The sequence below is a fragment of the bacterium genome, assembly GCA_035295165.1.
GTDB lineage: Bacteria > Sysuimicrobiota > Sysuimicrobiia > Sysuimicrobiales > Segetimicrobiaceae > JAJPIA01.
On the sequence record DATGJN010000069.1, the window covers coordinates 15,195 to 41,911 of the forward strand.

At 65.4% G+C, this 26,717-nt stretch carries 24 protein-coding genes, 2 tRNA genes and 1 pseudogene; 9 read left to right on the top strand and 18 right to left on the bottom strand.

What is annotated here, in order from left to right:
- The first annotated feature begins 38 nt into the window (after positions 1-38).
- Entirely contained in the window at positions 39-1,835 is a 1,797-nt protein-coding gene (locus VKZ50_11060; GenBank protein ID HLJ60260.1) for a glycoside hydrolase family 15 protein, read from the top strand.
- A 23-nt stretch (positions 1,836-1,858) separates the two neighbouring features.
- Here the strand turns inward: VKZ50_11060 and VKZ50_11065 are convergent, their stop codons facing one another.
- The 4 genes from VKZ50_11065 to VKZ50_11080 form a co-directional block, all read right to left on the bottom strand.
- On the bottom strand, positions 1,859-2,689 hold the full coding sequence (locus tag VKZ50_11065; protein HLJ60261.1) for an ABC transporter permease: 831 nt from the start codon (positions 2,687-2,689) through the stop codon (positions 1,859-1,861).
- Positions 2,686-3,630 carry an ABC transporter permease gene (locus VKZ50_11070; protein ID HLJ60262.1) on the bottom strand — a complete coding sequence of 315 codons (945 nt, stop codon included), beginning with the start codon at positions 3,628-3,630 and terminating at the stop codon, positions 2,686-2,688. The genes VKZ50_11065 and VKZ50_11070 overlap by 4 nt, the downstream gene beginning before the upstream one ends.
- 48 nt (positions 3,631-3,678) lie before the next feature.
- Positions 3,679-5,235, bottom strand: coding sequence for an ABC transporter substrate-binding protein (locus VKZ50_11075; GenBank protein HLJ60263.1), 1,557 nt, complete (start codon positions 5,233-5,235; stop codon positions 3,679-3,681).
- A 375-nt stretch (positions 5,236-5,610) separates the two neighbouring features.
- Positions 5,611-6,669 carry a transposase gene (locus tag VKZ50_11080; GenBank protein ID HLJ60264.1) on the bottom strand — a complete coding sequence of 353 codons (1,059 nt, stop codon included), beginning with the start codon at positions 6,667-6,669 and terminating at the stop codon, positions 5,611-5,613.
- 224 nt (positions 6,670-6,893) lie between these two features.
- Here VKZ50_11080 and VKZ50_11085 point away from each other — a divergent pair.
- From VKZ50_11085 to VKZ50_11095, 3 genes and pseudogenes are all read left to right on the top strand, one after another.
- Positions 6,894-6,972: transfer RNA gene (locus VKZ50_11085), tRNA-Asp, on the top strand.
- A 46-nt stretch (positions 6,973-7,018) separates the two neighbouring features.
- Positions 7,019-7,474, top strand: a complete 456-nt coding sequence (locus VKZ50_11090; GenBank protein ID HLJ60265.1) for a hypothetical protein — start codon at positions 7,019-7,021, stop codon at positions 7,472-7,474.
- 25 nt (positions 7,475-7,499) lie between these two features.
- Positions 7,500-8,066: pseudogene (locus tag VKZ50_11095) on the top strand (DoxX family protein).
- Between the two features lie 94 nt (positions 8,067-8,160).
- On the opposite strand, the gene VKZ50_11100 reads toward VKZ50_11095, so the two are convergent.
- The 3 genes from VKZ50_11100 to VKZ50_11110 all read right to left on the bottom strand — a co-directional run bounded on the left by VKZ50_11100 (position 8,161) and on the right by VKZ50_11110 (position 10,122).
- The gene (locus tag VKZ50_11100) at positions 8,161-8,634 is read right to left on the bottom strand and encodes an Hsp20/alpha crystallin family protein (protein ID HLJ60266.1); all 474 of its coding nucleotides are present in this window, start codon (positions 8,632-8,634) and stop codon (positions 8,161-8,163) included.
- A 226-nt stretch (positions 8,635-8,860) separates the two neighbouring features.
- The gene (locus tag VKZ50_11105; protein HLJ60267.1) at positions 8,861-9,376 is read right to left on the bottom strand and encodes a DinB family protein; all 516 of its coding nucleotides are present in this window, start codon (positions 9,374-9,376) and stop codon (positions 8,861-8,863) included.
- Between the two features lie 338 nt (positions 9,377-9,714).
- Entirely contained in the window at positions 9,715-10,122 is a 408-nt protein-coding gene (locus VKZ50_11110; GenBank protein HLJ60268.1) for a prepilin-type N-terminal cleavage/methylation domain-containing protein, read from the bottom strand.
- Between the two features lie 253 nt (positions 10,123-10,375).
- Between VKZ50_11110 and VKZ50_11115 the strand changes: the two genes are divergently transcribed.
- Positions 10,376-10,570, top strand: coding sequence for a hypothetical protein (locus tag VKZ50_11115; protein ID HLJ60269.1), 195 nt, complete (start codon positions 10,376-10,378; stop codon positions 10,568-10,570).
- 428 nt (positions 10,571-10,998) lie between these two features.
- Here the strand turns inward: VKZ50_11115 and VKZ50_11120 are convergent, their stop codons facing one another.
- From VKZ50_11120 to VKZ50_11145, 6 genes are all read right to left on the bottom strand, one after another.
- Positions 10,999-11,277, bottom strand: a complete 279-nt coding sequence (locus VKZ50_11120) for a hypothetical protein (protein ID HLJ60270.1) — start codon at positions 11,275-11,277, stop codon at positions 10,999-11,001.
- 22 nt (positions 11,278-11,299) lie between these two features.
- Positions 11,300-11,524 (bottom strand): hypothetical protein, encoded by a 225-nt coding sequence (locus tag VKZ50_11125; GenBank protein HLJ60271.1) that lies wholly within the window; start codon positions 11,522-11,524, stop codon positions 11,300-11,302.
- A gap of 683 nt (positions 11,525-12,207) precedes the next feature.
- A complete protein-coding gene (locus tag VKZ50_11130; protein HLJ60272.1) occupies positions 12,208-13,059 on the bottom strand; it encodes a 2Fe-2S iron-sulfur cluster-binding protein in 852 nt (283 codons plus the stop codon).
- The gene (locus VKZ50_11135) at positions 13,056-14,282 is read right to left on the bottom strand and encodes an NADH-ubiquinone oxidoreductase-F iron-sulfur binding region domain-containing protein (GenBank protein ID HLJ60273.1); all 1,227 of its coding nucleotides are present in this window, start codon (positions 14,280-14,282) and stop codon (positions 13,056-13,058) included. The genes VKZ50_11130 and VKZ50_11135 overlap by 4 nt, the downstream gene beginning before the upstream one ends.
- Positions 14,275-14,823 carry an NAD(P)H-dependent oxidoreductase subunit E gene (locus tag VKZ50_11140; protein HLJ60274.1) on the bottom strand — a complete coding sequence of 183 codons (549 nt, stop codon included), beginning with the start codon at positions 14,821-14,823 and terminating at the stop codon, positions 14,275-14,277. Before VKZ50_11140 ends, VKZ50_11135 begins: the two co-directional genes overlap by 8 nt.
- On the bottom strand, positions 14,813-16,777 hold the full coding sequence (locus tag VKZ50_11145; protein ID HLJ60275.1) for a molybdopterin-dependent oxidoreductase: 1,965 nt from the start codon (positions 16,775-16,777) through the stop codon (positions 14,813-14,815). The genes VKZ50_11140 and VKZ50_11145 overlap by 11 nt, the downstream gene beginning before the upstream one ends.
- A gap of 374 nt (positions 16,778-17,151) precedes the next feature.
- Here VKZ50_11145 and VKZ50_11150 point away from each other — a divergent pair, with 374 nt between their 5' ends.
- Positions 17,152-18,375 (top strand): copper amine oxidase N-terminal domain-containing protein, encoded by a 1,224-nt coding sequence (locus tag VKZ50_11150; protein ID HLJ60276.1) that lies wholly within the window; start codon positions 17,152-17,154, stop codon positions 18,373-18,375.
- A 122-nt stretch (positions 18,376-18,497) separates the two neighbouring features.
- On the opposite strand, the gene VKZ50_11155 is transcribed toward VKZ50_11150, so the two are convergent.
- Complete coding sequence (locus VKZ50_11155) at positions 18,498-18,764, bottom strand: hypothetical protein (GenBank protein HLJ60277.1); 267 nt, start codon at positions 18,762-18,764, stop codon at positions 18,498-18,500.
- 129 nt (positions 18,765-18,893) lie between these two features.
- Between VKZ50_11155 and VKZ50_11160 the strand changes: the two genes are divergently transcribed.
- Positions 18,894-18,969, top strand: a tRNA-Phe gene (locus tag VKZ50_11160).
- A gap of 604 nt (positions 18,970-19,573) precedes the next feature.
- Here the strand turns inward: VKZ50_11160 and VKZ50_11165 are convergent.
- A complete protein-coding gene (locus tag VKZ50_11165) occupies positions 19,574-19,948 on the bottom strand; it encodes a DUF1801 domain-containing protein (GenBank protein ID HLJ60278.1) in 375 nt (124 codons plus the stop codon).
- 594 nt (positions 19,949-20,542) lie between these two features.
- On the opposite strand from VKZ50_11165, the gene VKZ50_11170 reads away from it, so the two are divergent.
- Complete coding sequence (locus tag VKZ50_11170) at positions 20,543-21,277, top strand: DUF4386 domain-containing protein (protein ID HLJ60279.1); 735 nt, start codon at positions 20,543-20,545, stop codon at positions 21,275-21,277.
- Positions 21,278-21,601: 324 nt separating this feature from the next.
- Positions 21,602-22,021: a DoxX family protein gene (locus VKZ50_11175; GenBank protein HLJ60280.1), complete on the top strand. Its 420-nt coding sequence runs from the start codon at positions 21,602-21,604 to the stop codon at positions 22,019-22,021.
- Positions 22,022-22,940: 919 nt separating this feature from the next.
- Here the strand turns inward: VKZ50_11175 and VKZ50_11180 are convergent.
- From VKZ50_11180 to VKZ50_11190, 3 genes are read right to left on the bottom strand one after another with little or no spacing between them, the layout of a single operon-like run.
- Positions 22,941-23,852: an ABC transporter permease gene (locus tag VKZ50_11180; protein HLJ60281.1), complete on the bottom strand. Its 912-nt coding sequence runs from the start codon at positions 23,850-23,852 to the stop codon at positions 22,941-22,943.
- The gene (locus VKZ50_11185) at positions 23,809-24,735 is read right to left on the bottom strand and encodes an ABC transporter permease (protein HLJ60282.1); all 927 of its coding nucleotides are present in this window, start codon (positions 24,733-24,735) and stop codon (positions 23,809-23,811) included. The genes VKZ50_11180 and VKZ50_11185 overlap by 44 nt, the downstream gene beginning before the upstream one ends.
- A gap of 43 nt (positions 24,736-24,778) precedes the next feature.
- Positions 24,779-26,329 carry an ABC transporter substrate-binding protein gene (locus VKZ50_11190; protein HLJ60283.1) on the bottom strand — a complete coding sequence of 517 codons (1,551 nt, stop codon included), beginning with the start codon at positions 26,327-26,329 and terminating at the stop codon, positions 24,779-24,781.
- Between the last annotated feature and the right edge of the window lie 388 nt (positions 26,330-26,717).

The following is a 26,717-nucleotide window of genomic DNA, read 5'->3' on the forward strand; positions in this document are numbered from 1 at the left end:
CCCCGGCGTCGGGAGCGACGGCGATCGGCTACCAGCCCATCGAACACTACGGTATCGTCGGCGATCTGCACACCGTCGCCCTGATCGGGATCGACGGTTCTGTCGATTTCCTGTGCTTCCCCCGGAGCGACTCGCCGACGATCTTCTGCGCGCTGCTCGACGATCGTCGCGGCGGTCGGTTCCAGATCCGTCCGGCGCTCGGCGAGGCCCGGCCACGGCAACTCTACTTGCCGGACACGAACGTATTGCTCACCCGGTTTCTCTCCGACGAGGGTGTGGCCGAGATCTCGGACTTCATGCCCGTCCGGGATCCCGCGGGCGTTCGCGCGCTCGTCCGGCGGGCCAAGACCGTCCGGGGACACGTGCGTTTTCGCCTAATTTGCGCTCCGCGATTCGACTACGCCCGGGTCCACCACCGTGTGGAGGTGTCCGGGCAGGACGCGCTGTTCGTCCCTGAGAACGGCCAGCCGGCGCTGCGTCTGCGGAGCGCCGTGCCGATCCGCGCGGCCGGCGGCGATGTGGTGGCGGAGTTCTCGCTCCGCGCCGGCGAGGCTGCGGCGTTTGTGCTCGAGGAGGTCGCGCGCGGCGGGGTGAGCCCCACCCGCAATCCCGAGTACGTCTCCGAGGCGTTCAAGGACACGCTGAACTTCTGGCGCCGCTGGCTGGGGCGCGCTCCGTACCGTGGCCGCTGGCGAGAGATGGTGAACCGGTCGGCGCTTGCGCTGAAGTTGCTGGTCTCCGATCCATACGGCGCGCCTGTGGCGGCCGCGACGTTTGGTCTGCCGGAACTGGTCGGGGGCGAGCGCAACTGGGACTATCGCTACGCGTGGATTCGCGATGCGTCGTTGACCGTGTCCACGCTGGTCCGCCTCGGCTACGACGTGGAGGACGCGAACGCGTTTCTCCGGTGGGTCGAGGCCCGGTGCCGCGATGTCGGGCCGGACGGCGCACTGCAGACCGTGTACCGGGTTGACGGCGGACGCGATCTCGAGGAGCGCATCCTCTCCCACCTTGAGGGCTATCGGCGCTCGGTGCCCGTTCGGATCGGGAACGCGGCGTACACGCAGCTGCAGCTGGACATCTACGGCGAGCTGCTGGACGCGGTGGCGATCCTCCAGCACCGCGGCGGGGAGCTCTCGGCGGGCCTGTGGGCCGCCCTGTCGCGGCAGGTCGATTGGGTCTGTGCCCACTGGCACGAACGGGATGAGGGAATCTGGGAGGTCCGCGGCGGGCCGCGGGAATTCCTATACTCGCGGTTGATGTGTTGGGTGGCCGTCGATCGGGCGCTCCGGCTGGCGGCCGACCGCAGCGACACGGCGCCCGCCAATCGCTGGCGGCGCGCGCGCGATGAGATCGCGCGCGACATCCGCGAGCAGTTTTGGGATCCGGCACGCCAGGCGTTCGTGCAGTCCAAAGGCTCGACCTCGATGGGTGCGGCCACGCTGCGCATGCCGCTCGTCGGGTTCATCGCGGCGACCGACCCGCGCTGGCGGTCGACGCTGGCCGCGATCGAGGCCGAGTTGATCGATGACTCGCTCGTCCGTCGGTACCGCGTCGAGGAGTCCCCCGACGGTCTCTCGGGCCACGAAGGCACGTTCAGCATGTGCACATTTTGGTACGTGGAGTGCCTGGCGCGCTCGGGAGATCTCGAGCAGGCTCGCTTCGTCCTCGAAAAGATGTTGGGCTACGCGAACCACCTCGGGCTCTACGCGGAGCAACTGGGCCTCCGAGGCGAGCACCTCGGCAACTTCCCCCAGGCGTTCACGCACCTCGCGCTCATCAGCGCGGCCCACGACCTGGACCGGCGGCTCGATGCGGCCGGTCGTTCGGGCTGACCGCCGGTGTGGCCCTCGGCGGCTTAGGGGCGAAGGCGGGGGTCCAGCACGTCCCGCATGCCGTCGCCGAGCAGGTTGAACCCGAGGACGGCGAGCGAGATCGCGACACCCGGAAACACCGCCGTCAGCGGCGCGGACACCATGAACTGGCGCGCCTCGTTCAACATGCTGCCCCAACTCGGCGCCGGCGGGGGCGTCCCGGCGCCGAGGAACGACAACCCGGCCTCGATCACGATCGCGTTCGCGAAGCCGACCGTCACCTGCACGAGAATCGGCGCGACGCAGTTCGGCAGGACGTGCCGCCACAGAATGCCCCAGCTGGTTTGCCCGAGCGCACGCGCCGCGTCCACGTACTCTTCCCGGCGGCGCACGAGCACCGCGCCGCGGACGACCCGCGCGATCACCGGGACGTACACCACGCCGATCGCCACGATGCCGCTCGTGGCGCTCGGGCCGAGCGAGGCCACGAGGCCGATCGCCAACAAGATCGCCGGAAACGCGAGGATCGCATCCATGACTCGCATCGCCACCGCGTCGAGTGGCCCGCCGGTGAACCCCGCAGCCGCGCCGATCGGCAGGCCTACCGAGACCGCCAGCACCATCGACAGCAAGCCCACCGTGCACGAGAGCCGAGCGCCGTACAGGACGCGGGACCACTCGTCCCGGCCAAACTGATCCGTCCCGAACCAATGCGCGATCGAGGGCGGCGCCAGGGTCTGCGCCATGTGCATCGCGAGCGGGTTGTCGCGTGCGAACAGGGGCGCGCCGAGCGCGGCCGCCAGCGTTCCCGCCACAAGGACGGCGCCCAGGACGCCCAAGCGATGACGGAGGAACGCCCTCCAGCGCCGCGTCACGTGTAGCGGATCCTCGGGTCCATCAGCGCGTACGCGAGGTCGACCAGCAGTTGTACCATGGTCGCGAGCGCCGCCACGACGAGGATGGTGCCCTGCAGGACGGGGTAGTCGCGGCTCTGCACGGCCTGGACGGCGAGTTGCCCGACGCCGGGCCACGCGAAAATCTGCTCGGTGATCACGGCGCCGCCCAGCAGCACGCTGATCTGGACGCCGAGCACCGTCAGGGTCGGCAGGATCGCGTTGCGCAACACGTGCCGGGCGATGACGCGGGCAAGCCGCAGCCCTTTTGCACGGGCGGTCCGCACATAGTCCTCGCCGAGTTCCTCGAGGACGCCGGAGCGCACCATACGTGTCAGCGCGCCCGCGAGTCCGAGTCCGAGCGTGACAGCCGGTAACACGAGGTGCCGCAACGCGTCTGTCGGGCTGCGCGTGAAGGGAACGTACCCGATCGACGGGAGCAAACGCCAGTGCAGCGCGAACAGCAAGATGAGCATCACGCCAAGCCAGAAGGACGGGATCGCGACACCGGCGAGGGCAATCCCCATCGCCCCAAGATCCCATGCTGAGTTACGGCGGACCGCGGCCAGCACGCCCGCCGGGAGCGCGATGCACAGGCCGACGACGCCCGCCGCGACGGTCAGTTCGAGGGTGACGGGAAGCTTTTCGCCGAGCATCACGGAGACGGGCTCGTTCGTCCTCACGGAGCGCCCGAGATTCCCGCGGAGGGCGCGGCCGATCCACCACCCGTACTGTTGAAGAACCGGCCGGTCGAGTCCCATCTCGCGGCGGACGGCCTGTTTCGTCGACGGATCCACCTCGACGCCGAGCATGGCGTCCACAGGGTCCCCCGGGATCAAATGGACGAACGAGAAGACGATGACCGACATGATGGCCAGAACGAGGACGAGCGCGAGGACGCGGGTCTGGAGGTAGGAAAGCACGGCGCGCGGGGGTGGGAGGAGGCCGGTCCACGGCCTCCTCCCGGCAAGCTACTTAGAAAGCCAGACGTCCTGCACGCCGCCTCCCGCGTATGAGAGCGCCCCGATGAGTTGCGGGACGAACCCGTGGACGGTCGTGCGCCAGCCCGCCGCAGAGTCGCCGCTGCCGAAGATCAGCATGGAGGCGTCGTCCTGCATCGTTTGGACGACGCGGACGTAGAGCGCCCGCTGCTTTCCGGGGTCCGACTCCGCCCGCGCCTGATCCAGCGCCTGATCTAGCGCAGGATCGCTGATGAAGCCGCCGATCGACCAGGCCCCGCCGTTCGTGTGGAGATACCGGTAGTACGCATCGTCGGGGTCGACCTTGGCGAAGAAGCCGGTGTTGACGAAGTCGTAGTCCCCTGCGACGAACCGCTGCGACCACGTGGGGATGTCGTACAGCTGCAAATCGACGGTCACGCCGATGCGCTGCACTTGCGCCTGAAACACCTGGGCGACCGTGGGCAGCCCGTAGCCGTTGCCGACGATCATCGTGGCCTTCAACCCACCGGGCAACCCTGCCTCCGCGAGCAACTGTTTTGCCCGGGCGAGATCCTGCGCGCGGTCCTTGACCGGGAGATACCAGGGCGACGACGGGGTGAAGTTCTGGTTGACCGGATGCCCCCACCCGCGGTACGCGGCCTCGACCAGCTCCTGCTTGTTGATCGCATACGCGATCGCCTGCCGGACCTTGACGTTGTCGAAGGGCTTGCGGCGCGTGTTCAGCGCGATCACGCCCTGGCCCGCCCCGCCTCGGTTGAGGCGGATCACGTAGTCCGAAGACGGGTGTTTGAACAGATCTTCAAGCCGCGCCTGCGGCACGTCCGTGGAGATCATGATGTCGCCGGTCTGCAGCGCCGTCAGACGGACCGTCTCGTCCGTGATCGGTTTGACCATGACGCCGTCGAGGTATGGCTTCCCGGGTTCCCAGTATCGGTCCCACCGCTTCAACGACAGGTGGTCGTTCGTCTTCCATTCGTCGAAGCGGAACGGGCCCGTCCCGATCGGTTTCGTCACCTGGTTGGTGGCAGGATCCACCGCTTCAGGAGGCACGATGCCCTGGAACGTCGTCGCCAGCTTGTTCGGGAACACGCCGAACGGCGACTTGAGTTTGAACAGGACCGTGTACTTGTCCGGCGTGGCGATCGACTCGATCGGACTCAGGTCGCCGCGGCCGCGAGCCCCCGTTTTCGGATCGAGGATGCGGTTGATGGCGAATTTGACATCTGCCGACGTCATCTCGCGTCCGTTGTGGAACAGGACGCCATGGCGGAGGTTGAAGGTCCACGTCAGTCCGTCCGGCGAGACGTTCCAGGACGTGGCGAGCTCCGGGCGGAGGGCGAGGTTCGCCGCCAGTTCCACCAGCGGTTGGTAGAGGGGGCTCAGCGACGTGTAGATGATCGTGAGTGCCGATCGGTGCGGATCGAGGTTCGGGAGGTCGGCCGGAACGCCGACGATGAGCGTCCCGCCGCGTGTGGGTGTCTGCGCAAGGAGCACGGGTGGACACGCGAGGGCCACGACGACGAGCGCACAGGTCACGTGTAGCCAGATCCGTACCGATGTGAGCATCAAGCGCCTCCGGCGGGGTTTTCTCAACACCGACGCTGCCCTGGGCGGTCTACGTTCGCTGGCAACAAGCGATCTCCTGGCGTGGCGGGCGCCCTGCGCGCCGTGGCGTGGGTGAGGACCGTACACCGAGGAGCCGTGTGCCTCTCTCAGCGGGTACCACGATTTTGAGGCACCAGGTCGGCGTCGGTAACATTCCTTATGAGGCATCACGGCGTACGTGATGCCTCATAAGTCCTGGTCACCGAAGGAGGGGGTGATGCCTCAAAATGGGTGTCACCCACAATCTGTCTTGGTTGTCCCTGTCTGTGGTGCGGCGGCCGCGCGCGCGCACGTCGTCGTCGGGCCCTGACGTTACTCATGGGTCGCTCCTCTCTCCTACCGGTCGGCGAGTTTCCAGAGCGCCTGGAGGCGTGCCTCGAGGTCGGTACGCAGCTGAAGCGGGGTGAGCCGGTGATACTCAGCGGTGAGCGCGTCGCGTTGTGCTGGAGTGAGGACCTTGCTGGCGAGCAGCCGGCGGTAGGGCGTCTGCGCGCGGTCGTACCGCTTGCGCACCCGGGCGCCGTGGCGCTCTTTGGAGACGAGTTTGCGGATGGGCTGAAAGAAGTTCACGTAGGGCCGCAGGAGCGCATGCACCACCTTGAGCGCCAGGAAGGCCGCGCGGGTGCAGTAGCGATCGTACCCGATGAAGCGGCGGAGGACGGAGCCGTTGCGCTGCTCGACGTAGGCCTGATCGTTCTTCCGGTAGGGCCGACCGCGGGTGAAGCCGACGTGCTCGCGGCGACACCACGGGATGAGGATGTGGTTGAGGAATTCCCCGCCATTATCGGTATGGATGCTCTCCAGGGGGATGGGCAGCGCTTGGCGGATCGCGTGGACGGCGCTGCCGACGCGTGTCTGGCCCTTGCCCCACACGGCCTGCAGTTCGGTCCACCCGGTGGCGACGTCAATGGCGAGGAGCGAGGTGAGGTAGAAACCGTACATGCTTTCCCCGCAGTGCGCCAGCAGATCCGCCTGCATGTGGCCCGGGCGGACGTTGCCCCACTCCGTAAACGGGCGCAGCGGTACCTGGGCGCGCAAGGCGGCGAGGCTGGGGCTGGTCGTGGCGAGGCCGTGGCGTCGGTGCTGCCGGCGCACGGAGTGCAAGAGCCGATCGATGGTGGCGGGACTGATCTGCTGGAGGGCGGAACGCTGCTCCGCCGAGAGCATCACCTCGTCGTGGCGCTCCAGGGCCGCGATCAGTTCCGGCAGAAAGGGCGCCAAGCGCGTGGAGCAGAGGTAGTCGCTGGCTTCCCACACCTGCTCCAACGCCGGCCGCAAGGTGCTCAGATACTGTCGGGGGCGGCCGGCCCGACGCCGCGCTCGTTTCGGCGGGTGCCGCAAGAGCCGGATCGCCACCTTGCGATCGCGATTGGTGAGCCGACAGAACTCATCCAAGCGACGACTCTTATCGCGGCGGGAGGCCAGACGATACCGAGGACGAAGGGATGCGGCGTATTCGCGTACACTGTGAGGACCCACGTTGCCTCCTGGGCGCCGATGACCGGCATTTTGAGGCAACAGTTCTCCCTTCGGTGTCGAGAATTTTGAGGCACTTCGGCGTATTGACAGGGTGGGGATCGGGCCGTAGACTGCTTGATGGCGGGAGTGCCGCCCATCGTGGGGGCGTGGTGTAGCCTGGTTTAACACACCTGCCTGTCACGCAGGAGATCGCGGGTTCAAATCCCGTCGCTCCCGCCAACCTTTATCCCGCAAGACCTTCCGCTGATTTCGGGGGTCAAAACCCATGCAAAGGGCAGGAGACATTGCCGACGGCCTCTCCGGCCCGTTGCACGAAGGGACGTACCTCACGGAAGTGATTGACGCGTTCTTGCTCAGCCGGCGGGTCGCAAACTGCACCCGCAAGACCCTCGAAATGTATGAGGCGAACCTCCCGCGCTTCGTGCGGTTCTTCACCGAGCAGACGATTCTGCTCATATGTGTTGAGCCCGAGTACGTCGACAAGTACTTCGATAATCTGCGCCGGGTGGGGAGCACGAAGCGGCTGCGCGACGGGGAGATCATCTTCACCGGCCCGCCGAAGAAGTCCCCACTGCGCTTTCGCATGAAGCCGCCCCGGACGTTGCCGCGTACGCCGGACGATGAACGGCAAGGGCGGACGCGGGACCGGCGTCGATCAGGGCGCGGCTTCTTCGTTCTCACCGAATCCGAGCATGGTAGAATGAACTGCAAAAGGCCGTGAGGAATTCATCGCCGGGGGGTGTGGCATGGGGCAAGCAGCATCGTTGCATCGTGTCTCGATCGGCGAGCCTCCGATCGCACAACTACTGTTTGCGGATACCCGTCTCGCGTGGATCTGGCTTGTGGTTCGCGTATACGCAGGCTACGAATGGCTGATGGCCGGAACGGAGAAGTTGGGGAATCCGGTGTGAACCGGCGCAAAGGCCGGAACCGCACTCACGGGGTTTGTTGGCGGGGCCCTTACAAAGACCACGGGTGCACATCCCGACGTCGGTGGCTGGTACGCGGGATTCCTGCACGCCTTTGTGTTGCCACATGCCGCCGCGTGGAGTTGGGCGATCGCGCTGGGAGAGATCGCCGTTGGCATCGGATTGATCCTTGGCCTGTTCACCGGGGTCGCCGCATTCTTCGGCGGCCTCATGAACGCCAACTACCTGCTAGCGGGTACGGTCAGCACGAATCCTATACTGTTTATCCTCGCGACGTGGCTTGTGCTTGGGTGGCGTGTGGCGGGATACTATGGCCTGGATCGGTGGGTGCTGCCTGCGGTCGGGGTGCCGGGTCACCCTGGACCGCTCTTGCGACGCGGCTGACGAATCGCGCATACGAGCAAACCAGCGGTCCCGCGACGGTAAATCCGCCGGGGACCGCTCTCCTCTTGGCGCTATCGAGATACGTGGGTCCGGGCTATCTGACCGCCCCCGCAAAGACCTTCTCGCTGTGAGGTACAACCTCTTCCACCGGTACCTTCTTCGGCAGAACGGCTTCCGTCACGGGAATCGTGATCTCCAGCACACCGTTGAGGTATTTCGCCTGGATCTTCTCGGTCTTCAAGCCCTCCGGCAACGCCAGTGTGCGCTCAAACTTGGCGTAGGTAATCTCCGAGAAGAGGAACCCCTCCGGCGGAATCATGAACTCCGGCTTCCGCTCACCCTTGATCGTGAGCAGGTTGCCGGAGACTGAGAGATCTACTTCCTTTGGCGCTATGCCGGGGATGAATGCTCGCAATACCAACGCGTGCTTGTAGTAGAAAGCCTCCATTGGCGGAAACATGTTCATTGGAGTTGTGACAACTGGCTCCCCGAACGTTCGAACGAGATTGCCCAGTTCCCGCTGCAATTTGACAATATCCTCAAATGGATCCCCACGGCGAATCAACATGTTTCACCCCCTCACATTCCACCTCACCTCTGTTGCGTACGACATCCCACACCTAATGAAATAATACGCCGTCGCATAGCACGAGGAGAATCGGGCGGAGGCCTGATTCCTACGGATTCGTGGGGAATGCAGCCGAAGGCAGCGAGACGGGCCGCGTCGATTCAGGGCGCGGCCCTTTGTATCTCGCGGAAGAGTCGAGCGTGGTATCCATCCTGGTGAAACCCTGTCAATGTTTCTCCCAAACACTACGTAGCGCGTAGTCCAGGGTCTCCGCTGTCACGCCAGCGTGGCGAAGCATCATCATCACCTGGGCACGATGGTGTATTTCGTGGAATATTAGCTGACCAGCGAGGACGGCTCCGTTGATCCGAATCGTCATCGGGGGCTTGTATAGCATCGGAACCCACTCGATATAACGGTCGCGGTCGAGGTCGGCTAGCACTTGGCGTGTCTGTGGATTCACGCCCGTCCAGATCGTCGCCAGTTCCTCAAAGGGCGGTTGCTTATCCATCTGAAGAGGGTTATCCGCCGCCGTGACGCTTCGCCCGGACAGCCATTGCGTGTACCCCCACTGGGAGCGAGCGATATGAACAAGCGTGGTGCTGATCGTGCCGTGCCCAACCGGGAACGACCGCGTGTACATCTCGACGGGGCCGTTCCGTATCCAGCCAAAGAGTTTCTCCCGCGCGAGGCAGAGGTAGTCGAAATAATCGACGAGGTCCCGGTTCGAGGCAGGCATCATTCCGCACCCCCCGACACGCCGATTGAGACACTGGTGATTGGATGGAGGACTGCGGGGTTCGGGTGCAACATTCCTGCTCAATCGCGTAATGGTCATCTTTCACAAAGAGCACGTCACGACGTGGTGTTGGTACAATCCGAATCCCCCGAGTGAACTCGGCGCCCGACAAGCGAACGTGTGGAACGAAGCGCGATAGTCCGCGACGATCTCTCCGTTCAAGCTAGGTTGGATGCGAACCAACGAGGGAGTCGCTGCTCTCTCCGGACGAACTCCTGCCCTGGAAAAAGGTTGAGGGGAGGCACGGACCACCCTCCCCCCGACCACGGACCGAGCGAGTGCTAGAACGAGGCGCTCGTCTGCGTGCTCCCATCGCTACTCAACGTCAAGGTCATCGACTGACCCGCGACCGGCGTACCGGTGGTCCCGATCGCGGTTGCGACAACGCTCGCCGCCGTGCCCGTGCCCACGGAGTACGTCCAGTTGGCGTTGCCCGGTTGGGTAAAACCGATCGACGGAAGCGTCCCGTTCACGAACGTGTTGTACTGCTGGTAGTAGGCCCACTCCATCGTTTTGATCTCCTGCAGTGCGTTGCTGGCCTCGGCCTTGTAGGCCTTCTGGCGAGCACCCAGGTACAGCGGCACCGCCGCCGCGATCAGAATGCCGATGATCGCGAGGACGACAACCAACTCGATTAGGGTGAAGCCCCGATCTTCCTGCCGGATCTTCTCGTGCAGCCACTCGAACATTGCCGGTATCTCTCCCCCCCTTCTGCCCCGTACATAGTCGAACCGGCCTGGTTTTGAGGCGGTTCACCATATCTGTACCCAGCATCCCCCGGAGTCGGGACATCTCGAACGGACAAACCTCCACGACGTTCCACCCACTATCAAGCAGGGCTGCAGCACGCCCGCCGTCTGTTCCCCGTGACGGTTGCAATGTTGCAGGAGACGCCCCTCCGATCGCCAACGTCTGCGGCTTATGCCACATGGAGTGGGAGAGGTGCCGTATGCGAAGTCGCTCGAACAGCACGAGATCGGGTTTCGCAAACCCGTGCAAATCAAAACGTTGCGCACGATAGATTCGGTCCTGCCTGTCACGCAGGAGATCGCAGGTTCAAATCCCGTCGCTCCCGCCAAATTTACCAAGGACTTCCACACGATCGCTGCTTCGTCTGTTTCGGCATCTGCAGCCTAACGACCCATGACCCGTACCCATCTACCCTCGGCCTCGGGGTGCGCGAAAGTTACGCCCCGCTGACCGTTTGTTATTAGGGTTTGCGGACTGCCGTGGAGTCTGATTGTATCATCGTCGCTCCCGCCAATCTTTCTTGTACGTTGCGCGTTCGCAAGTCCCGTAGGCGCGCGTCGTCGATCGCGCCGTTTCGATTCCGGTCGGCAGTGCGGCGACCGTTGCGACGCGAGGAGGACCGCGCAGCCTGAGCACTGCGCGGTCCCGCGTCCGTTCCTGTCTCAGAACGCTGCGATCGACCAACGATGACGTGCCCCGGCGTGATCGGCTCCGGCGAGCCCTGGGAGTGAGTGCCGGCGTCCGGAGCGTTGAAGTTCGTCTTCCTCATCCAGGCGTGCTCGATGCCTCCTTCGCGTGGCGGTGCCGCGGCAAGATCACAGTGGGATCTCAGCCCACATCGTGCCGGTGGCGTTCGAGTACAACGAGTCGAGTTTGACGGCACGGAAGTCGGGATCTTGGCTCAGGGTGTCAAAATGGGCGAACGCGTCGATCTCATAGATCAACAGGCGGTTCGGCGTGCCGGACGTCGTCGCCGCATAGTACCTGAGATTGCGTCCGCCGTGACGCTCGATGACGGTCCGCAGCTTTCGCAACTCGGCTTTGACCTGTTCCCTGTCGTTCGGATGGATCTGAAAGGTGTAGTGTACGATCATCGTCCGTCACCTCGGGTAGCGGCTAGAGCTCAATGGTCTCAAGGTGCTTGCCAAGTTCCTGCCGCAGTTGCGGCGTATCCTCGTGTCCGTGCACTTTGATGGCGTGCGCACTGGCAGCTTCGACGAGATCGTTGCGCTGGCTTGCGGGCGCCATGATCACGAGCTGGCAGTTCGACTCGCTCGGGAACTTGCCGCAGTTGACCGCGAGCCACTTCCCGGTCTTGAGATTGAGCTGCTTGAACTCCATGCCGATCACCCCTCTTCCTCGAGATTCTTCTTCGTGCGATCGTTGAGGGAGCCGTTTGCCCCTGTTCGGGCAGCGGAGACGGAGCCGGACACATCCTACCGGGCCGTCCGGTGAGGTTCGCACTCCCTAGGTGATGGTGGGAGAGAGCCTGACGTGACTGGGCGGAGCGTGAGCCTGGAACGGGGCGGCGGGCTGCTTAGCACGCCCCTGTTCCCGCGACGGGCGGGCCTGGTGGCCAAGGACCGGCCATGGGAACCGGTGGACAGGAGCCGTCCAGCACACACGTGCCCGGCCTGCAGATTTCCGACGAGATACGTGGTGTCGCAGCGCGGCGATGGGCGTGAGATCGTTCGCGGAAATCCGCACCGGTTGGAAACCGGGTACGGCGCGCACGTCGAGGGTGGCGCCCCGCGAGCGGCCGACGGCCGGACTGCGGTGATCACGGACGGTGCTCGCGACGCACCACCCCGCGGGTGCCGCCGGCATCGGCGTCGCGATGAGCGGGCTGAGCACGATCCAAAGCATCGCCGCTGGCACCTCCGGGTGCCTCGATGCGGTTGTGCCGTCTCGAAGGAAAGTGCTCGACCAGGAGCCGCCGTCTCGCGGTGGCCTATTCGTCCGTGCCGTTCTAGTTCCTGCGCACGGTGCCTGGAGCCGTCCGCGCCTGTCGTTCGCTCGGCGGGCTAGGCGTTGCCCTTCCCATCGGGGGCGTCCGGCCGGACGTAAGTGAACCCGAACCGTCCCTTCACGCAGAGGTGTCCTCGCGTCACGTCATGGTCTGCGGGGGACGTGACCTTGACGATCCGGTTGTCCTGGACGTGCAGCTCGACGGCGCAGCCGACGCCGCAGTACGGGCAGATCGTGCCCGCCACGTGCTGCCGGCTCTCGTCCCATTCGTGGGCCCGCCGCATACGGTGTTCGATCAGCGGCATCAGCGCGCCGGTTGGACACACGGCCACGCAGTTGCCGCAGAAGACGCACCGCGAGTCGAGCAGCGGCGCATCCGCGCCGGTGTCGATGCGCGCGCTGAACCCCCGGCCGGCGACCGAGAGTGCGAAGGTAAACTGGGCGTCCTCGCCACACGCCTCCACGCACTTGTAGCACAGAATGCACTTGTCGTATTCGCGCACATAGAGGTCGTTGTCGTCGCGCAGCGGCTCTTCCACCCGGCGTACGTCGGTCCCGAAGCGCGCGGGGTTCCCATGGTACTCCGCGAGATAGGCTTCGAGCGCCGGTGCGGTCGACGTGTCCACCGACGAGGCCAGCAGTTCCAGCACGACCTTTCGCGCCCGCCGCACCCGCTCCGTGGCTGTGCGTACCTTCATACCCGCCTCGACTCGGCGGGAGCAGGACGGCACGAGCGCGCGGCTGCCGTCGAGCTCCACCACGCACGCCCGACAGACGTTGACCGGCGTCAGGTTGGGATGGTAGCAGAGTGTGGGCGCGTCCATGCCCGCGCGTCGCAGCGCTTGGAGGATCGTCATCCCATCCTCCGCGTCAATCGGATGCCCGTCGACCTCGATGGCCACGCTCACGCCGATCCCCCCCGCATGAGCGTCAGGGCGCTGAGCACCGCTCCGGACGCCGTTTGTCCCAGCCCGCAGATGGACGCGTCGGTCATTGCCGCGCCGATTTCCTCCAAAAGCTCCGCGTCCCCCGGTTTCGCCCTCCCGGAGGCGAGACGCTCGACGATCTCCCACTGACGCTGCGTGCCCACGCGGCAGGGAACGCACTGGCCGCACGATTCCTCCTGGAAGAAGCGGGCCACGCGCAGCACGACGTCCCAGAGCGGTGCCGTGTCGTCCAGCACGATCACCGCGCCCGAACCGATCGTTCCCCCGAGGGTCCGCAGGTCCTCGAACGTCAGCGGCACGTCCAGGCGCTCCGGGCCCAGGAACGTGCCGGCCGCGCCGCCGCACAGGACGGCTTGGAGGCGGCGCCCCTGCCAAACACCCCCGGCCAGGGAGAGTAGCGCGCGCAGCGTGGTACCGAACGGCACTTCGTACAACCCGGGCCGCTCGACGTGGCCGCTGACGCAGAAGAGCTTCGTGCCCGTGGATCGGTCGGTGCCGTAGCGCCGAAAGCCGGCCGCGCCGTCCCGCAGCACCAGGGGGACGTTGCAGAGCGTCTCGACATTGTTCACCAGCGTCGGGTCGCCGAACAGGCCTGCCTGTGTGGGGAACGGAGGCTTGTTGCGCGGTTCGCCGCGCCGGCCCTCGGCCGAGTTGAAGAGCGCAGTTTCCTCCCCGCAGATGTACGCGCCGGCACCGCGAAAAATCCGGATGCGAAACTCCCGCCCCGAACCCGCCGTGTTGGCGCCCACAATTCCCGCATCCTGCGCCTGCTTGATCGCACGTTGGAGGCGGTCGGCGGCGAGGCGGTACTCGCCCCGGACGTAGACGAGCCCGTCTTCGGCCCCAACGGTCAACCCGGCGATCGTCATCGCCTCAACGATCGCGAACGGGTCTTCTTCCATCAGCACCCGGTCCTTGAAGGTGCCGGGCTCGCTCTCGTCGGCGTTGCAAACGACGCGCCGACGTCCGCGCGCGCCTGCGACCGCGCGCCACTTGCGGCCTGCGGGAAACGCCGCGCCGCCCCGCCCGAGCAGGCCCGACGCCTCCAGCTCAGAGAGGACCCACTCCGGGCCAGCCTGGACGGCTTTCGTCAGCGCCTCCCAGCCGTGCGCGCGCCGGTAGTCCTCCAGGCTCTCGGGATCGGCGACGCCGACCCGCGCGAGCAGCCGCCGCACTTCAGGCATCGCCGGTCCCCGTGGCTGCGGCGGCCGCGATCTCCTCGAGCGTGGCGCGCCGATGCACGCAGCCGTTGACAACGGCCACCGGCGCGTCCTCGCACCGGCCGAGGCAGGGAACCGTCTCCCAGTCGAGCGGCGGGACGTGACCGCTCGCCGACATTCCGTGGGGCGCGGCGTCATGAGCCTCGCCGGTGAACCGTCGGGGCGGGCCGTATGCGGCCTCGAACCGCCGGAGCAGCGAATCCGCGCCGCGGAGGCGGCACGGCACATCGTCGCAGACGTGGACGACCACCCCGCGGGGCGGGTCGAGACGGAACAGCGCGTAGAAGGTGACGACCCCCCAGACGTCGGGGAAGGGCAGGTTCATCCGGTCTGCCAAGTGATGCAGGGCGCCCTGGGGAAGCCACCCGAGATCGTCTTGGAGTGCGTGGAGCAGGGGGAGCAGGTCCGACCGCTGCGGCTCGGCGCCCAAGCGGGCGAGCGCGCGGTCGACCGCCGCGCGCTCCCGCTCGGGAGCACGCGCCGAATGGCTGCGTTCAATCGGCATGAGCCTCCGTCTCCTCTCCCAACCGGTCCTCGCCCCACGTTCCGCGCGGCGCGACCCGTTCGACCGCGATCGCCGTGGCTTTGAACTCGGCCGTGCCAGACTTAGGGTCCCAGGCGTCGATCGTCAACACGTTCGTGGGTATGATGTCCGGGTGGTGCAGCGTCATGAAGCAGAGGCCGGGCGCGAGGGTCTCGTCCGGTTTGGCTGGCAGGAGCAGCGATGCGCGCCGGGATCGAACGCGCACCAGGTCGCCCTCCTCGATACCGAGCCGCCGCGCATCCTCGGGCCAGATGCACAGGAATTCCATCTGGGGCCGGGGCGCCGCGTAGCCGCGCGACTGCGTGCCGGTATTGTAGAACTCCAGCTTGCGGCCCGTAGTGAGGAGGAAGGGATATGCTTCGTCAGGCTGCTCCACCGGCGGCTCCCAGTCCACCGGCATCAGCGGGGCGCGGCGGCCCTGCACCGGCCGGAGCCAGAGGCGTTCGTGGAGGAACTTGCTGCCGGGGTCGTCCTCGTCGACACACGGCCACTGCAATCCGTCGGACCCCGCCAGCCGCGTGTACGACATCCCCCGGTGCCTCGCGGAGAGACGCCGGACTTCGTTCCAGACGTCCTCGGCGCACGTATAGCCCCAGTCGTGGCCCATCCGCCCGGCCACGTCCTGGAGGATGAAGATGTCGTCGCGTGCCTCTCCCGGGGGATCGACGGCCTTGCGCATCAGCTGCACCCGCCGCTCGGAGTTGGTCACGGTGCCCTCGCATTCGCACCACGACAGCGCCGAGGGCAGGACGACGTCGGCGATCTCTGCGGTCTGGTTGAGGGCGATGTCCTGGAAGACGACGAAGTCGAGGCTTCCCAGCAACTCGCGGCTCCGCTTCTGGTTGGCTTCCGACATCAACGGGTTTTCGCCGATGACGTATGCGGCGCGGATCTTGCCGTTCTCCATGTCCTCGAACATCTGGCTCTGGTGACGCCCGCGTTTTGGCGGCAGCGTGACACCCCAGGCCGCCTCGAACGGCGCGCGCTGCGCAGGGTCCTCCAGGTCCGCACCGCCGGGCAGGCGGTTCGGCACCGCGCCCATGTCGCCTCCGCCCTGCACGTTGTTCTGGCCGCGCAACGGGTCGAGACCCGAGCCGTAGCGACCGACGTGCCCGGTGAGGTTCGCCAGGTTGCAGAGGGCGTAGACGCCGTCGGTCGCGTTGTGGTGCTCGGTGATACCCAGCGTCCAGCAGATGATCGCGCGCGGCGCCGCAGCGTACATCCGGGCGATCCGTCGGATCGTCTCTGCCGGCACGCCACTCACCCGCTCGGCGAACTCGGTGGTGTACGTCGCGATGTTCTCACGATAGCCGTCCAGGCCGTGCGTGGCGTGCTCGATGAACTCACGGTGCTGCAGTCCTTCATCGAGGATCACCCGCCCGATCGCGTTGGCGAGCGCGATGTCGGCGCCGACACGGATCTGCAGATGAACGTGCGCCAGTTGCGCCGTCGGCGTCCGCCGCGGGTCGACGACGATGAGGCGCGCTCCGTTGCGCATCCCCCGGAGCATGTGATGGAACATGATCGGGTGCGTTTCGCGCGGATTGGAGCCCCAGAGGAAGAGCAGATCGGTCCGCTCCATCTCTTCATACGAGGTCGTGCCGCCCCCTGCGCCGTAGACCGTCTCCAGACCGGAGACGCTGGGCGCGTGTCAGGTGCGGTTGCAGCTGTCGATGTTGTTGGTGCCGATCACCGTCCGCATGAACTTCTGGGCGACGAAGTTCATCTCGTTGGAGGCCTTGGAACAACTGAAGCAACAGAACGCGTCCGGTCCGTGAGCCCGCCGGATTTCCTCGAAACGCCGCGCCACGTGATCGAGCGCGTCGTTCCAGGTCGCCCGCTCGAGAGCGCCGGCCCTCCGGATCAGAGGGTGCGTCAACCGCGCCGACGGTCGCTGATAGCCTCGTGCTGGCATCCCTCATCCACCTCCGGGCCGTGGAAATCGCTGTGCTCCACCGTGAAATTATAGCACCCGGTACCCAGAGCGTCTGACATTACGATCGGCCCCGCCGCGCGATGGGTAACGTCCCATCGGGGAACAATCCCGGTGCATGGACAACCGCGCCCTGCTCCCGGTCGGTGTCGCCATTTTGTCAGCCAACTCTGGCTCTGGGGCCCGACGATGTGGCGATCGGTTCGGCGGTGGCGCGATTCAGGTCAGGCGCCGGCCGGAACCGCGTTCGCGTTAGGACGGGCCGCGAGCGGGGTATCGTGAACACGCAGCGCCTGCTTTGCGACGGCTTGCAGTGCACGCTTGGCCGTCCGCAGAGAGGGAGGAGGCAGACGCACATGAGACGATTGCTCACCGTGGTGGGCGTGATGCTCGCGTTGGTCACACCCAGCGCGGTGTTCGCGCAGGCAATCCGGGTATACGTCGACCAGCAACCCGTCAACTTCGACGTGCCGCCGGTCCTCATTCAGGGCCGGGTGCTGGTGCCGTTACGCGGTATTTTCGAGCGTCTCGGCGCCACCGTCGACTACGATGCCCCGACGCAACACATCGTGGCGATCCGCGGCCAGCAGAATGTCGAGTTGACTGTGGGCTCTCGACAGGCCCACGTGAACGGCATTCCGAAGCTACTCGACGTCCCTGCGTTCACGATCAACAATCGGACCATGGTCCCGCTCCGCTTCATCAGTGAATCGCTTGGCGCCGACGTCCGTTGGGACGACGCGACGCAGACGATCTTCATCGGCGGCGGGGTGGCGGGCGGGCCGGCGGCCCCTCCCCCGGGACCGGCGCAGGCGGCGGGGGCCCTTTCCGGGCGTATCGTGGCCGTCACCACCGGGCAGAACCCGTCGATCATCGTCCGGCGAGGCGGGCAGGACACGACCGTTTCCGTGACCGCGGACACCGCAATCTATCGCTACAACGCCGATACGAACGCCGGCGGGTCAGCGGCCCTCGGGGCGCTTCGTAAGGGAGACACCGTCGCGGTGCAACTGGACGGCAGCGGCCAGGCAGCAAAAATCACCGCCACGTACCGTGTCGTCTCCGGAGGGCGGATCGCGTCGGTCGGCCCAGGTAATCGCACCGTGACGCTCGCCAACGGACAATCTTACGTCGTGCTGACGGACGCTCAAATCAGTCTGAACGGACAGAGCGCCGGCTTCGACGCGATCCAACCGGGACGCAATGGCCGGTTCTTCGTGGTACAGGGGACGAACCAGGCGTACGAGGTGAACGTGACCACCCCGGCCGCACAACCCGCCCCGACAGTCTTGAACGCTCCGGCGATTACGTCCCCAACGGATGGGGCGAAGGTGGGGAACGCCATGATCGTCACCGGCATGGCGCAACCCGGCGCCACGGTGGTCGTGCGGGCGGAGCCGCGTCTGCTCGGACAGGCGGTGCAAGCGACGACGACGGCGGACGGGGCCGGCAGGTGGCGGGCGGCGTTAAACGTACAATCGCTGCCCATGGTATCGTTCCCGTACGTCATCTCAGCGATCCAGATCCTCAACGGCACGCAATCCGATGCAACGAGCATTCAGGTCAGCATCAACCAGTAAGGAGCGATCGGTCGGAGCCCCCGAGCGATTGGGGGCAGGCAGGGGGTTTCCCATCGCATGAGCGGCGGCGGGGCCGGCCCGTCACGGGCGACCCCGCCGAAATCTGTGCGAACGAGACGCGGTTAGACCTTGTGGAGCGCCTCTTGAGCGACTTCCTTGCTGAGACCGCGAATCGCTTTGACGAGCGCCTGATTCGCTTGTCCCCTGTCTCGCAACGCATCGACCGGAATTTCCTCGACGGTCGAGTGCGCACCCCGGGAGAACGTGACCGCAAGGACGCCGTCTCGAGTCTCGGTGACGTCACCGACTCCGACGTCGTCTCGGCCGAGGCCCACGGTCGCTTCCTCAATGATCTGTCGGTACCGCTTGAGGTCTTTGGGCGTGGACATGGGACTCACCTCCTCCGCTGAGTTTTACCCTGGGCGGTAGGAAACTATGCGTGGCTTCCGGGCTCCCGTACCGAGGTCTTGCCGCCCAACGAGGCCGTCCGCTATACTCTGAGGCGTTCTTCCACGGTTGCCGGGGTAGCTCAGGTGGTAGAGCAGGGGACTGAAAATCCCCGTGTCGGCGGTTCGACTCCGTCCCCCGGCACCATATTTTTCTAGGGTTTCCGCTCATCGCCATTCAGCATTTTGCCCGCCGTGCAAACGGGACGCAAACGTGAGCGCCGATTCGCGGCCTACCCCCCCGGAAATATGGGGTCTCTGCTGACCCCCGCTGACCGGACGGGGGAGTCCACTGGTTGTTCTCTCCGTCTCCTTGGAATCTAAGGCTACGATTAGGCGGAGACTTCTCTACCCGAGATCTCGTGCTGAGACAGGATCTGCTCGGTAGACTATTGGAGGATCGGCAATGCCCATCGGATGGGGCCAAGTGTCCTACCGAGCGCCAATGGACGATGTGGTGGGAGGACGAAGTATACGAGGATTGTGATGATCCGTCGTTTGGCGGTTTGCTGAACATGCCATCGCTACCTCATCCATGCGCGGATCAATAAGCCCGTGGTCCTAGGTTTGAAACCTACGCCGAGTGTCAGTCGATGGTCCGCCTGCTCTTGCAGCGTATGCCCGGGATGTTGAAAGAAGATGTGGACCGCGTTCCAACACGTATGCATTCCACGCGGCGCCCTGACTAGCAAAGGATAAAGTCAACCTGCGCTTCAAAATTGGACTGCAAACCTGAACCGAAACGTACCTCCTCAGCTCATCGCTTTCTTCACCAGCGCGACGATCCTTGCTTCGTCGGCGGCGGTCAGCTCCTTCAGCGCGAAGGCGGTTGGCCACATGTCGCCTTCGTCGAGGTTCGCTTTGTCGCTGAAGCCGAACGTCGCGTATCTCGCCTTGAACTTGTGCGCGCTTTGGAAGAAACAGACGACATTGCCGTCCTTGGCATACGCGGGCATCCCGTACCAGGTCTTCGGCGAGAGGATGGGCGCGCTGGCTTTGATGATCGCATGGAGCCGCTCGGCCATGACGCGATCCGGTGCCGGCATCTCGGCAATCTTCGCGAGCACGTCACCTTCCCCATCCGCCTTGCTCGCGCCCGCCTTCAGCTCTCGGATGCGTTCTCTCATAGCGGCCCGTTCCTCGTCCGTGAATCCCGTGACCGCCTTGCCGGTCACGGGAGCACTCTTGGCGGACGTCTGTGGCTCCTTCTTCGGTCTCATAGAGCCTCCTCATCTGAATTGATTGACGGTTCAAAATGAGATGCGCTTCAGAAACGCGACTCGCTTTTCCTTCCGGACAGTAGGCTGACTCTTCCCGCGAGATCCACGTCAACCAAAACAAGAAGGGGGCGGGTTCCCCCGCCCCAGACTGGTACTGGCGTTACAATTCTGCGCCTTACCGGACAATCATATGTCCGGTTAGAATCAGTAGACCAGCCCCCAGCAGCAACAATGCTAGTAGCATACTGCACCCCCACTCTTTGGTTGTCGTGCGGACCTGTTTTCCCCAGTGCATAAGTAGGCGTATCGAATCGAACGAATGAATCTCCCCCGGTGCGCGGACAGGCGTGGGAACGCGCGTTCGGTTCGGGACTCCTGCTGAACACTCGCAAGGGGTTTAGGCTGACTCCAGCCAAGCTTCCGCGCTGAAAAGGGGCATAGTCAGATGGAGAACATCTCTTCGTTATAGGTGGACCGCCACCCCGTGAACAAGGAGCACCGATGACCTCACCGAGAAAGCTCGCAATCGCTGCGGGCATATGCTACCTCACCACCCACGTCACCTCGGTCGCCGCGCTCATCCTGTACGGCCCGATCCTGAACAACGTCAACTACATCATCGGCTCCGGGCCCGACACCCGTGTCCTATTGGGGGCGTTCTGCGAGGTGATCCTGGCCTTCGCCATCATCGGTAGCGCGGTCGCGCTGTTCCCCGTCGTCAAGAGGCAGAACGAAGCCGTTGCCCTTGGCTACGTCGGCCTCCGCACTCTTGAAGCCGGCATCATCGCTATCGATGTCGCCAGCCTCCTTGCGGTCGTGACCTTGCGGCAGCAACTGGCGGGGGCCGCAAGCTCGGACACGGCCTCGCTGGTCGCGCTCGGCAGGGGCCTCGTTGCGCTCCACAACTGGACCTTCTTGATCGGGCCCAGCTTCACCAGCGGAACCAACACGGTGTTGATAGCGTATCTCATGTACACGTCGCGTCTCGTGCCCCGGTTCATACCCGTGCTGGGGCTGATCGGAGGCCCATTGGTCTTCGCGTCGGTGACCGGCGTGTTGTTCGGTGTCTACGGGCAGTACTCGACCGTCCCGGCCGTCGCCGCCGTTCCGGAGTTCGCCTGGGAGTTGACCCTCGCCATCTACCTCATCGCAAAGGGATTTAACCCCTCCGCTAGCGTGATGGAAGCAGTCATTGCTGATGCTCGACGAGGGGGGTCGCTAGCCCTCATCGTGTGATACAGACTCTCGGGTGCGCTCACTCAATCCGGTCACGGTGCGCGCCCTCGAGCGGTGGCTCGAAGTACACCCGGCGGCGTATCCGCAGAACCGCCTGTCTGTCTACGAAGACGGACGCCAAATGCAGGAGTTTGGACTCAATCAAATCCTCTACCGGTTCTCGGCGAACGCGAAGGTCCCGCGTCGATTCAGGGCGCGGCCTCTTTGTGTCTACCTTAGGCGCGCCCGCCGTCTTGTTAACAATCCGTTACCAGGCGTCGGAAGGAGCCCTGGGCTCGCACGGGAATCCCAAGGCGGGCTGAGTAGTGTGCGGGGAGGGCTCCCGTGACGGACGAACTGCGGTCTCGTGCCCAAGACCTCGCCATGCTGTGTCTCCGCATCGGATTGGCCGTGTTCTTCTTTCGCCCGGGCTGGGCAAAGATTGCGTCCCTGCGCGGCATCATCGGACTGTGGCAACGGTTACACCTCCCGCTGTCGAGTGTGTTTGGGCCGATTCACGCGATCGTCGAGTTCGGCGGAAGCATCTTGATGCTGGTGGGCCTGTTCACGCGGCTTGTGGGTTCGCTGCTGGCGATGGACATGTTTGGGGCATTGGTGATCGTGAAGATCCATACTCGGACGTTCATCAGCCAAGAGTGGCTGGCGTTCTGGATGAGCGTTGCGCTTCTGGTGGTTGGCGCCGGGGCGTATTCCCTCGATGCCATGTTCGGGCGTCGTCGGGCCGCCCGAGCGACGTCGCAGTAGGCTGAGGCGACACGGAACGCGGGCCGCGTCGATTCAGGGCGCGGCTCGCTTGCTTCCGCTGACGAGGTACGGGTGGATCAGGGGAAGAACTCTGCGGTCATGTCAACGCCTCGGGTGCGTGTGCGGCGCAGTACCGCCGCCGACGACACGCGATTCGTGGCGCGCTCCTCGAGGAGCAAGACTTTGAGCGCGCGTTACATGATACGCGAAGACCCGGTGCAGACATTGCCGAGGCGTATTTCGCGTGGCTGCAAGCGTGTGTTGACCGTCAGCGCGGGGCGGTGTTCGTCGCTGAAGTCGAAGACGTATTCGCCGGGTACGTTGCGTGTTGGATCACTAACAACGATGGCATTGCGGAGACGTACGATTCCAACGCGTGCGGATACGTCTGGGGCATCTGTGTCCGCGCTGCTTTCGGAGGGCGAGGGATCGTCGCCAACTTACTCGACGTAGCGGAGAAGCCTGTGGTAGCGTTTGGGGGCCGGAGGCTCCGCGTGACCAGTCTTGCCCCAACATGTCCGCGCAACGAGCGTATCTCAAGCATGGGGTCAATCCGTACGCGATCGTCTTCGAAAGGCGGATTTGACACGGAATCGGATCCGCCGTGGACGCAAGAGAAGCTGATCCTACGGAATTGCTTTGCCGCCGTCGTGTTCCAAGCGTTCCCACGCAAGGATCTTCATCGGTCGGTGTGTCGGATGTATCAACCTCGTTTTGGTGATTTCTAAGCGCTCAAGTGGACCAGGGGAGGCATGAGCTTCGGGGGACCGCGCGGCTGCGGCCTCCGCGAGGCCGTGAAGACGTCATAGGACGGTATCCCGGGCGTCGATGTTCTCGAAGAACGCTTGATCTCCCGAAGCGGTGCGCATCAACGGGCGCTCACCACGCTGCGTCCGCGAGAGATGTCCTGCGGCGATCGTCACACTGGTCCGAGACCCCGAAGACGCGGATCGAGCACATCCCGCATGCGGTCGCCCAACAGATTGAATGCCAGCACCACGAGCGTGATGGTGATCCCGGGGATCGTCGGCATCCACCAGGCCTGCCACACCAGGTCCAGCGAGTACCCGAGCATCTGGCCGAGACTCGGCGTCGGCGGCTGGATGCCGAGGCCGAGGAAGCTCAGCGCGGCTTCGAAGACGATTACCACCGGCAGCTGGAGTGTCGCCAGCACGAGCACGGTGGGGAGGACGTTCGGCAGCACATGTTGCGCGAGAATGCGGACGTCTGACGCGCCCACCGCCCGCGCCGCCGCCGCAAACTCGCGCTCGCGCAGCGCCAGGACTTCGGCGCGCACCACGCGCGCGTAGGCCGGCCACCCGGCGATCGCCAACACGCCCACAATCTGCAGGAGCCCGGACCCGAGCACCGCGACCACGGCCACCGTGAGCAGGAGCGTGGGGATGGACAACTGCGCGTCCACGACCCGCATCAACGCGACGTCGAGCCAGCCGCCGCGGTACCCCGTCACCATGCCGACGGTCAGGCCCAACAGCGTCGAGAGGGGGACGACCGCCAGTGCGACGAGCAGTGAGATCCGAAGACCGACCAGCAACCTGCTGAAGACATCACGCCCGAGCTGATCCGTGCCGAGCAGGTGGACGCCGCCGTGCACCGGCGTCAACGACGGCGGACTCACGGTGAGGCTCAGATTCTGCGCGGCCGGGTCGTAAGGCGTCACGAACGAGCCCCCGAACCCGGCCACGAGCAGTATTGTCAGGAGCACCGTCCCCACGACCCCCGAAGGGCTCCGCAGGAAGCGGCGAATCGCGGAAGCTCGCCCGACGCTACGTGCGCGCGGCGCTTCGAAGACGAGGGTCGACCCAGCCATACGCCAAATCCACGGTGAGGTTGACGGCGAGAAATACGGCGGCACCCACAATCGTGGCGCCCTGGACGACCGGAAAATCACGCCCCAACACCGCTTGGACCGCCAGCCGCCCCATCCCCGGCCAAGCGAAGATGGATTCCACGATCAGGGCGCCGCCCAGCATCTGCCCGAAGCTGAGGCCCAGGATGGTTAGGACCGGGAGCGCCGCGTTGCGCAACGCGTGCTTGAACAGCAGGACGCGGCCCGTGAGGCCTTTGGCGAGTCCCGTGCGGATGTAATCCTGAGCCAGGACGTCGAGCAGGCTTGTGCGCGTGAGCCGGCTGACTTGCGCCGCGTAGGAGCCGCCGAGCACAAACGCGGGCATGACGAGGTGGTTGAGGCCGCCGTAGCCGGAGACCGGAAGCCATCCGAGTTTGACGCCGAAGACGATGATGAGGAGGATCCCCAGCCAGAAGCTGGGCATGCTCGTTCCGAGGAGGGCGATCGTCATCGCAGTCGCGTCGGCGCCCGTCCCGCGGCGGGCCGCGGCCACCATGCCGAGCGCCACGCCGAGCAGCATCGCCACCGCGAGGGCGGCGAGGGTCAGTTCGAACGTCGCGCCGAAATGTTCGGAGATCAGCTCGCTCACCGGCACGCCCTGGCGGTACGAATACCCGAGATCGCCGCGGGCGACCCGCGCGATGAAGCGGGCGTATTGCACGGAGAGCGGTTGGTCCAACCCGTAGGCCTGCCGGATCCGCTCCATGTCCTGCCGCGTCGCGTCCTGCGTCACCAGCAGCGTCGCGGGATCGCCGCTGATGTGCAGCAGGACGAACACGATCGTGACCACGCCGAGCATGGCCGTCAACGACAGTGCCAGCCGGCGGACCAGGTACCGGCTCACCGCAGCCTCGGCGTGAGCCGCCCTCGCGGTGCCGAGTACCGGATCAATGCCTCGCCCACGACGCGTCGAACATCGTCAGGAGCAGGTCGGGCCGGGGCGTCCATTGCAGATCGTGACTCATGCCGTAGGCGTTGGGCGCGGTAAACAGCGTGATGGCCGGCGCTTGCTCCTTATACATCAGCTGCAGGCGCTTGGAGATATCGCGCAGTTTTGCCTCGTCGGGGGCCGCCTGCGCCGCCTCGACCAACTGGTCGAACGGCGCGTACCCGGGCCGCCACTGGGACCACTCGCCGGGCGAGTAGAACGCCCGGAGCGGAATGATGGTGCTGATCCCGAAGAAATCCGTGAAGCGGGTGAACCAACCGTCCTCGGGCAGCTTGCGGTCCAGTACCGCCCGCAGCTGCACGCCGATCTCCGAGATATTCACGTGCGTCCGCACCCCGACGTGGTTCAGCTGGTCGGCGATCGCCTGGACGATGTCCCGGTCGCCTGGGTATGTCCCGGTCGTCCCACTGATGCTGAAGTCGAACCCGTTTGGATAGCCGGCCTCCCGCAACAGCGCGCGGGCCCGGTCCGGATTGTAGCCGAACGGCGGGACCGAGGTGTCGCACGCCTCCATCACCTCGCTGCAGAATGTCGCCACCGGCGTGCCCACGTTGTGCATGACACTGGTCAGGATCGCCTGGCGGTTGATCGCGTAGTTGAGGGCCTGCCGCACGCGAGGGTCGGCCAGCGGTTTGCCCTGCGGGATATTGACCAGGTTGTAGATGACGAAGAACACGCTCAGGCTCTTGCCGATCACGAGTTTTGTCTTCGATGAGATCTGGACCGGACTGAACAGTTCAGGCGGGATGAGGTTGATCAGCTGCACCGACCCGGCGAGCAGTTCCGCGACCCGCGGCGCGTCCGTGGGAATGGTACGGAAGATCACGTGGCTAATTTTCGGCCTGCCGCCCCAGTAGGTGGAGTTGGCCTCGAGCTCCACACGATCGTCCTTCACCCAACGGACAAAGCGGTACGGTCCTGTTCCTACCGGGTGACGGACGAGCGCATCGGGGCCGTTCTGGGCGAGGTAGCCGGGCGGTACGATCATGCCGTAGTAGCCGAGAAACCGCGGCATGTTGGGCCACGGCCCTTCCGTTGTGATCCGCACCGTCGAGTCGTCCACGACGGTCACCGACTTGATCAGGCGCAGCCCCCCGGCGCCGGGCCAGTGCGTCTTGGGATCCAGCATCCGGTCGAACGAGAACTTGACGGCCTGGGCGTTGAACGGCTCGTCGTCGTGAAACTTCACGCCCTTGCGCAGTTTGAATTCCCACGTGCTGGGGTCCACGGCCCGCCAGGAGAGCGCAAGCCCGGGCTTCAGGTTCAGGTCGGCATCCCGGTATACCAGCGTGTCGTAGACGTTGACCAGAATGTTCATCGACGCGGTGCCGGTAGTCTTGTGCGGGTCTCCGGTATCGAGGTCGGCGCTTTGCGCGACGACCACGGTGTCGCGCGTCTGCGCTTGCGTCGCCACGCCCGAGCCCGCGGCGCTGATCAACGCTGCTCCGACGCACATCGCGACGATCTTCCGCCACCTAACAACTCTCATTGCGACACCTCCCGCTCAATTTCGCTGCACGGCCGGACGCGCCTCCTGGCGGTGCACGCTGTAAGGGCCCACGGCTCGTTCCGCAGCGCGTCGCGATCGGCACACGGCGGTCCGCCTCGGCGCATCGCGCCCGCATTGCGGCCGCGCGCCGAACGGCTCTGGAACTCGACGCGATGATCTGGCCATCATGGGGGGCGAGCTGACATCCGGCCCGACCTGTGTCGGCGCGACCGTCAGGTCGGTGGGCACCGTCTCCTGCGCGACCGGATAGGGTACCAGTGAGTAGTGGTGGATCGCGGGTCTCGTTGAGCCGCCGACGCACCCGCACGGAGCCGGTGCGCGCCTTACCGGCAGCGACACCCCCAGCGCGCAGCCGCATCCCGTCTCG

What these genes read in the sequence shown, in the direction of transcription:
- VKZ50_11075 (HLJ60263.1), bottom strand. Translation starts at nt 5,235, where the DNA reads ATGCTCACATCGGTACGGATCTGGCTACACGTGACCTGTGCGCTCGTC.
- VKZ50_11090 (HLJ60265.1), top strand. Translation starts at nt 7,019, where the DNA reads ATGCAAAGGGCAGGAGACATTGCCGACGGCCTCTCCGGCCCGTTGCAC.
- VKZ50_11100 (HLJ60266.1), bottom strand. Translation starts at nt 8,634, where the DNA reads ATGTTGATTCGCCGTGGGGATCCATTTGAGGATATTGTCAAATTGCAG.
- VKZ50_11105 (HLJ60267.1), bottom strand. Translation starts at nt 9,376, where the DNA reads ATGATGCCTGCCTCGAACCGGGACCTCGTCGATTATTTCGACTACCTC.
- VKZ50_11110 (HLJ60268.1), bottom strand. Translation starts at nt 10,122, where the DNA reads ATGTTCGAGTGGCTGCACGAGAAGATCCGGCAGGAAGATCGGGGCTTC.
- VKZ50_11120 (HLJ60270.1), bottom strand. Translation starts at nt 11,277, where the DNA reads ATGATCGTACACTACACCTTTCAGATCCATCCGAACGACAGGGAACAG.
- VKZ50_11125 (HLJ60271.1), bottom strand. Translation starts at nt 11,524, where the DNA reads ATGGAGTTCAAGCAGCTCAATCTCAAGACCGGGAAGTGGCTCGCGGTC.
- VKZ50_11135 (HLJ60273.1), bottom strand. Translation starts at nt 14,282, where the DNA reads ATGCCTGAAGTGCGGCGGCTGCTCGCGCGGGTCGGCGTCGCCGATCCC.
- VKZ50_11140 (HLJ60274.1), bottom strand. Translation starts at nt 14,823, where the DNA reads ATGCCGATTGAACGCAGCCATTCGGCGCGTGCTCCCGAGCGGGAGCGC.
- VKZ50_11150 (HLJ60276.1), top strand. Translation starts at nt 17,152, where the DNA reads ATGAGACGATTGCTCACCGTGGTGGGCGTGATGCTCGCGTTGGTCACA.
- VKZ50_11155 (HLJ60277.1), bottom strand. Translation starts at nt 18,764, where the DNA reads ATGTCCACGCCCAAAGACCTCAAGCGGTACCGACAGATCATTGAGGAA.
- VKZ50_11165 (HLJ60278.1), bottom strand. Translation starts at nt 19,948, where the DNA reads ATGAGAGAACGCATCCGAGAGCTGAAGGCGGGCGCGAGCAAGGCGGAT.
- VKZ50_11170 (HLJ60279.1), top strand. Translation starts at nt 20,543, where the DNA reads ATGACCTCACCGAGAAAGCTCGCAATCGCTGCGGGCATATGCTACCTC.
- VKZ50_11180 (HLJ60281.1), bottom strand. Translation starts at nt 23,852, where the DNA reads ATGGCTGGGTCGACCCTCGTCTTCGAAGCGCCGCGCGCACGTAGCGTC.
- VKZ50_11190 (HLJ60283.1), bottom strand. Translation starts at nt 26,329, where the DNA reads ATGAGAGTTGTTAGGTGGCGGAAGATCGTCGCGATGTGCGTCGGAGCA.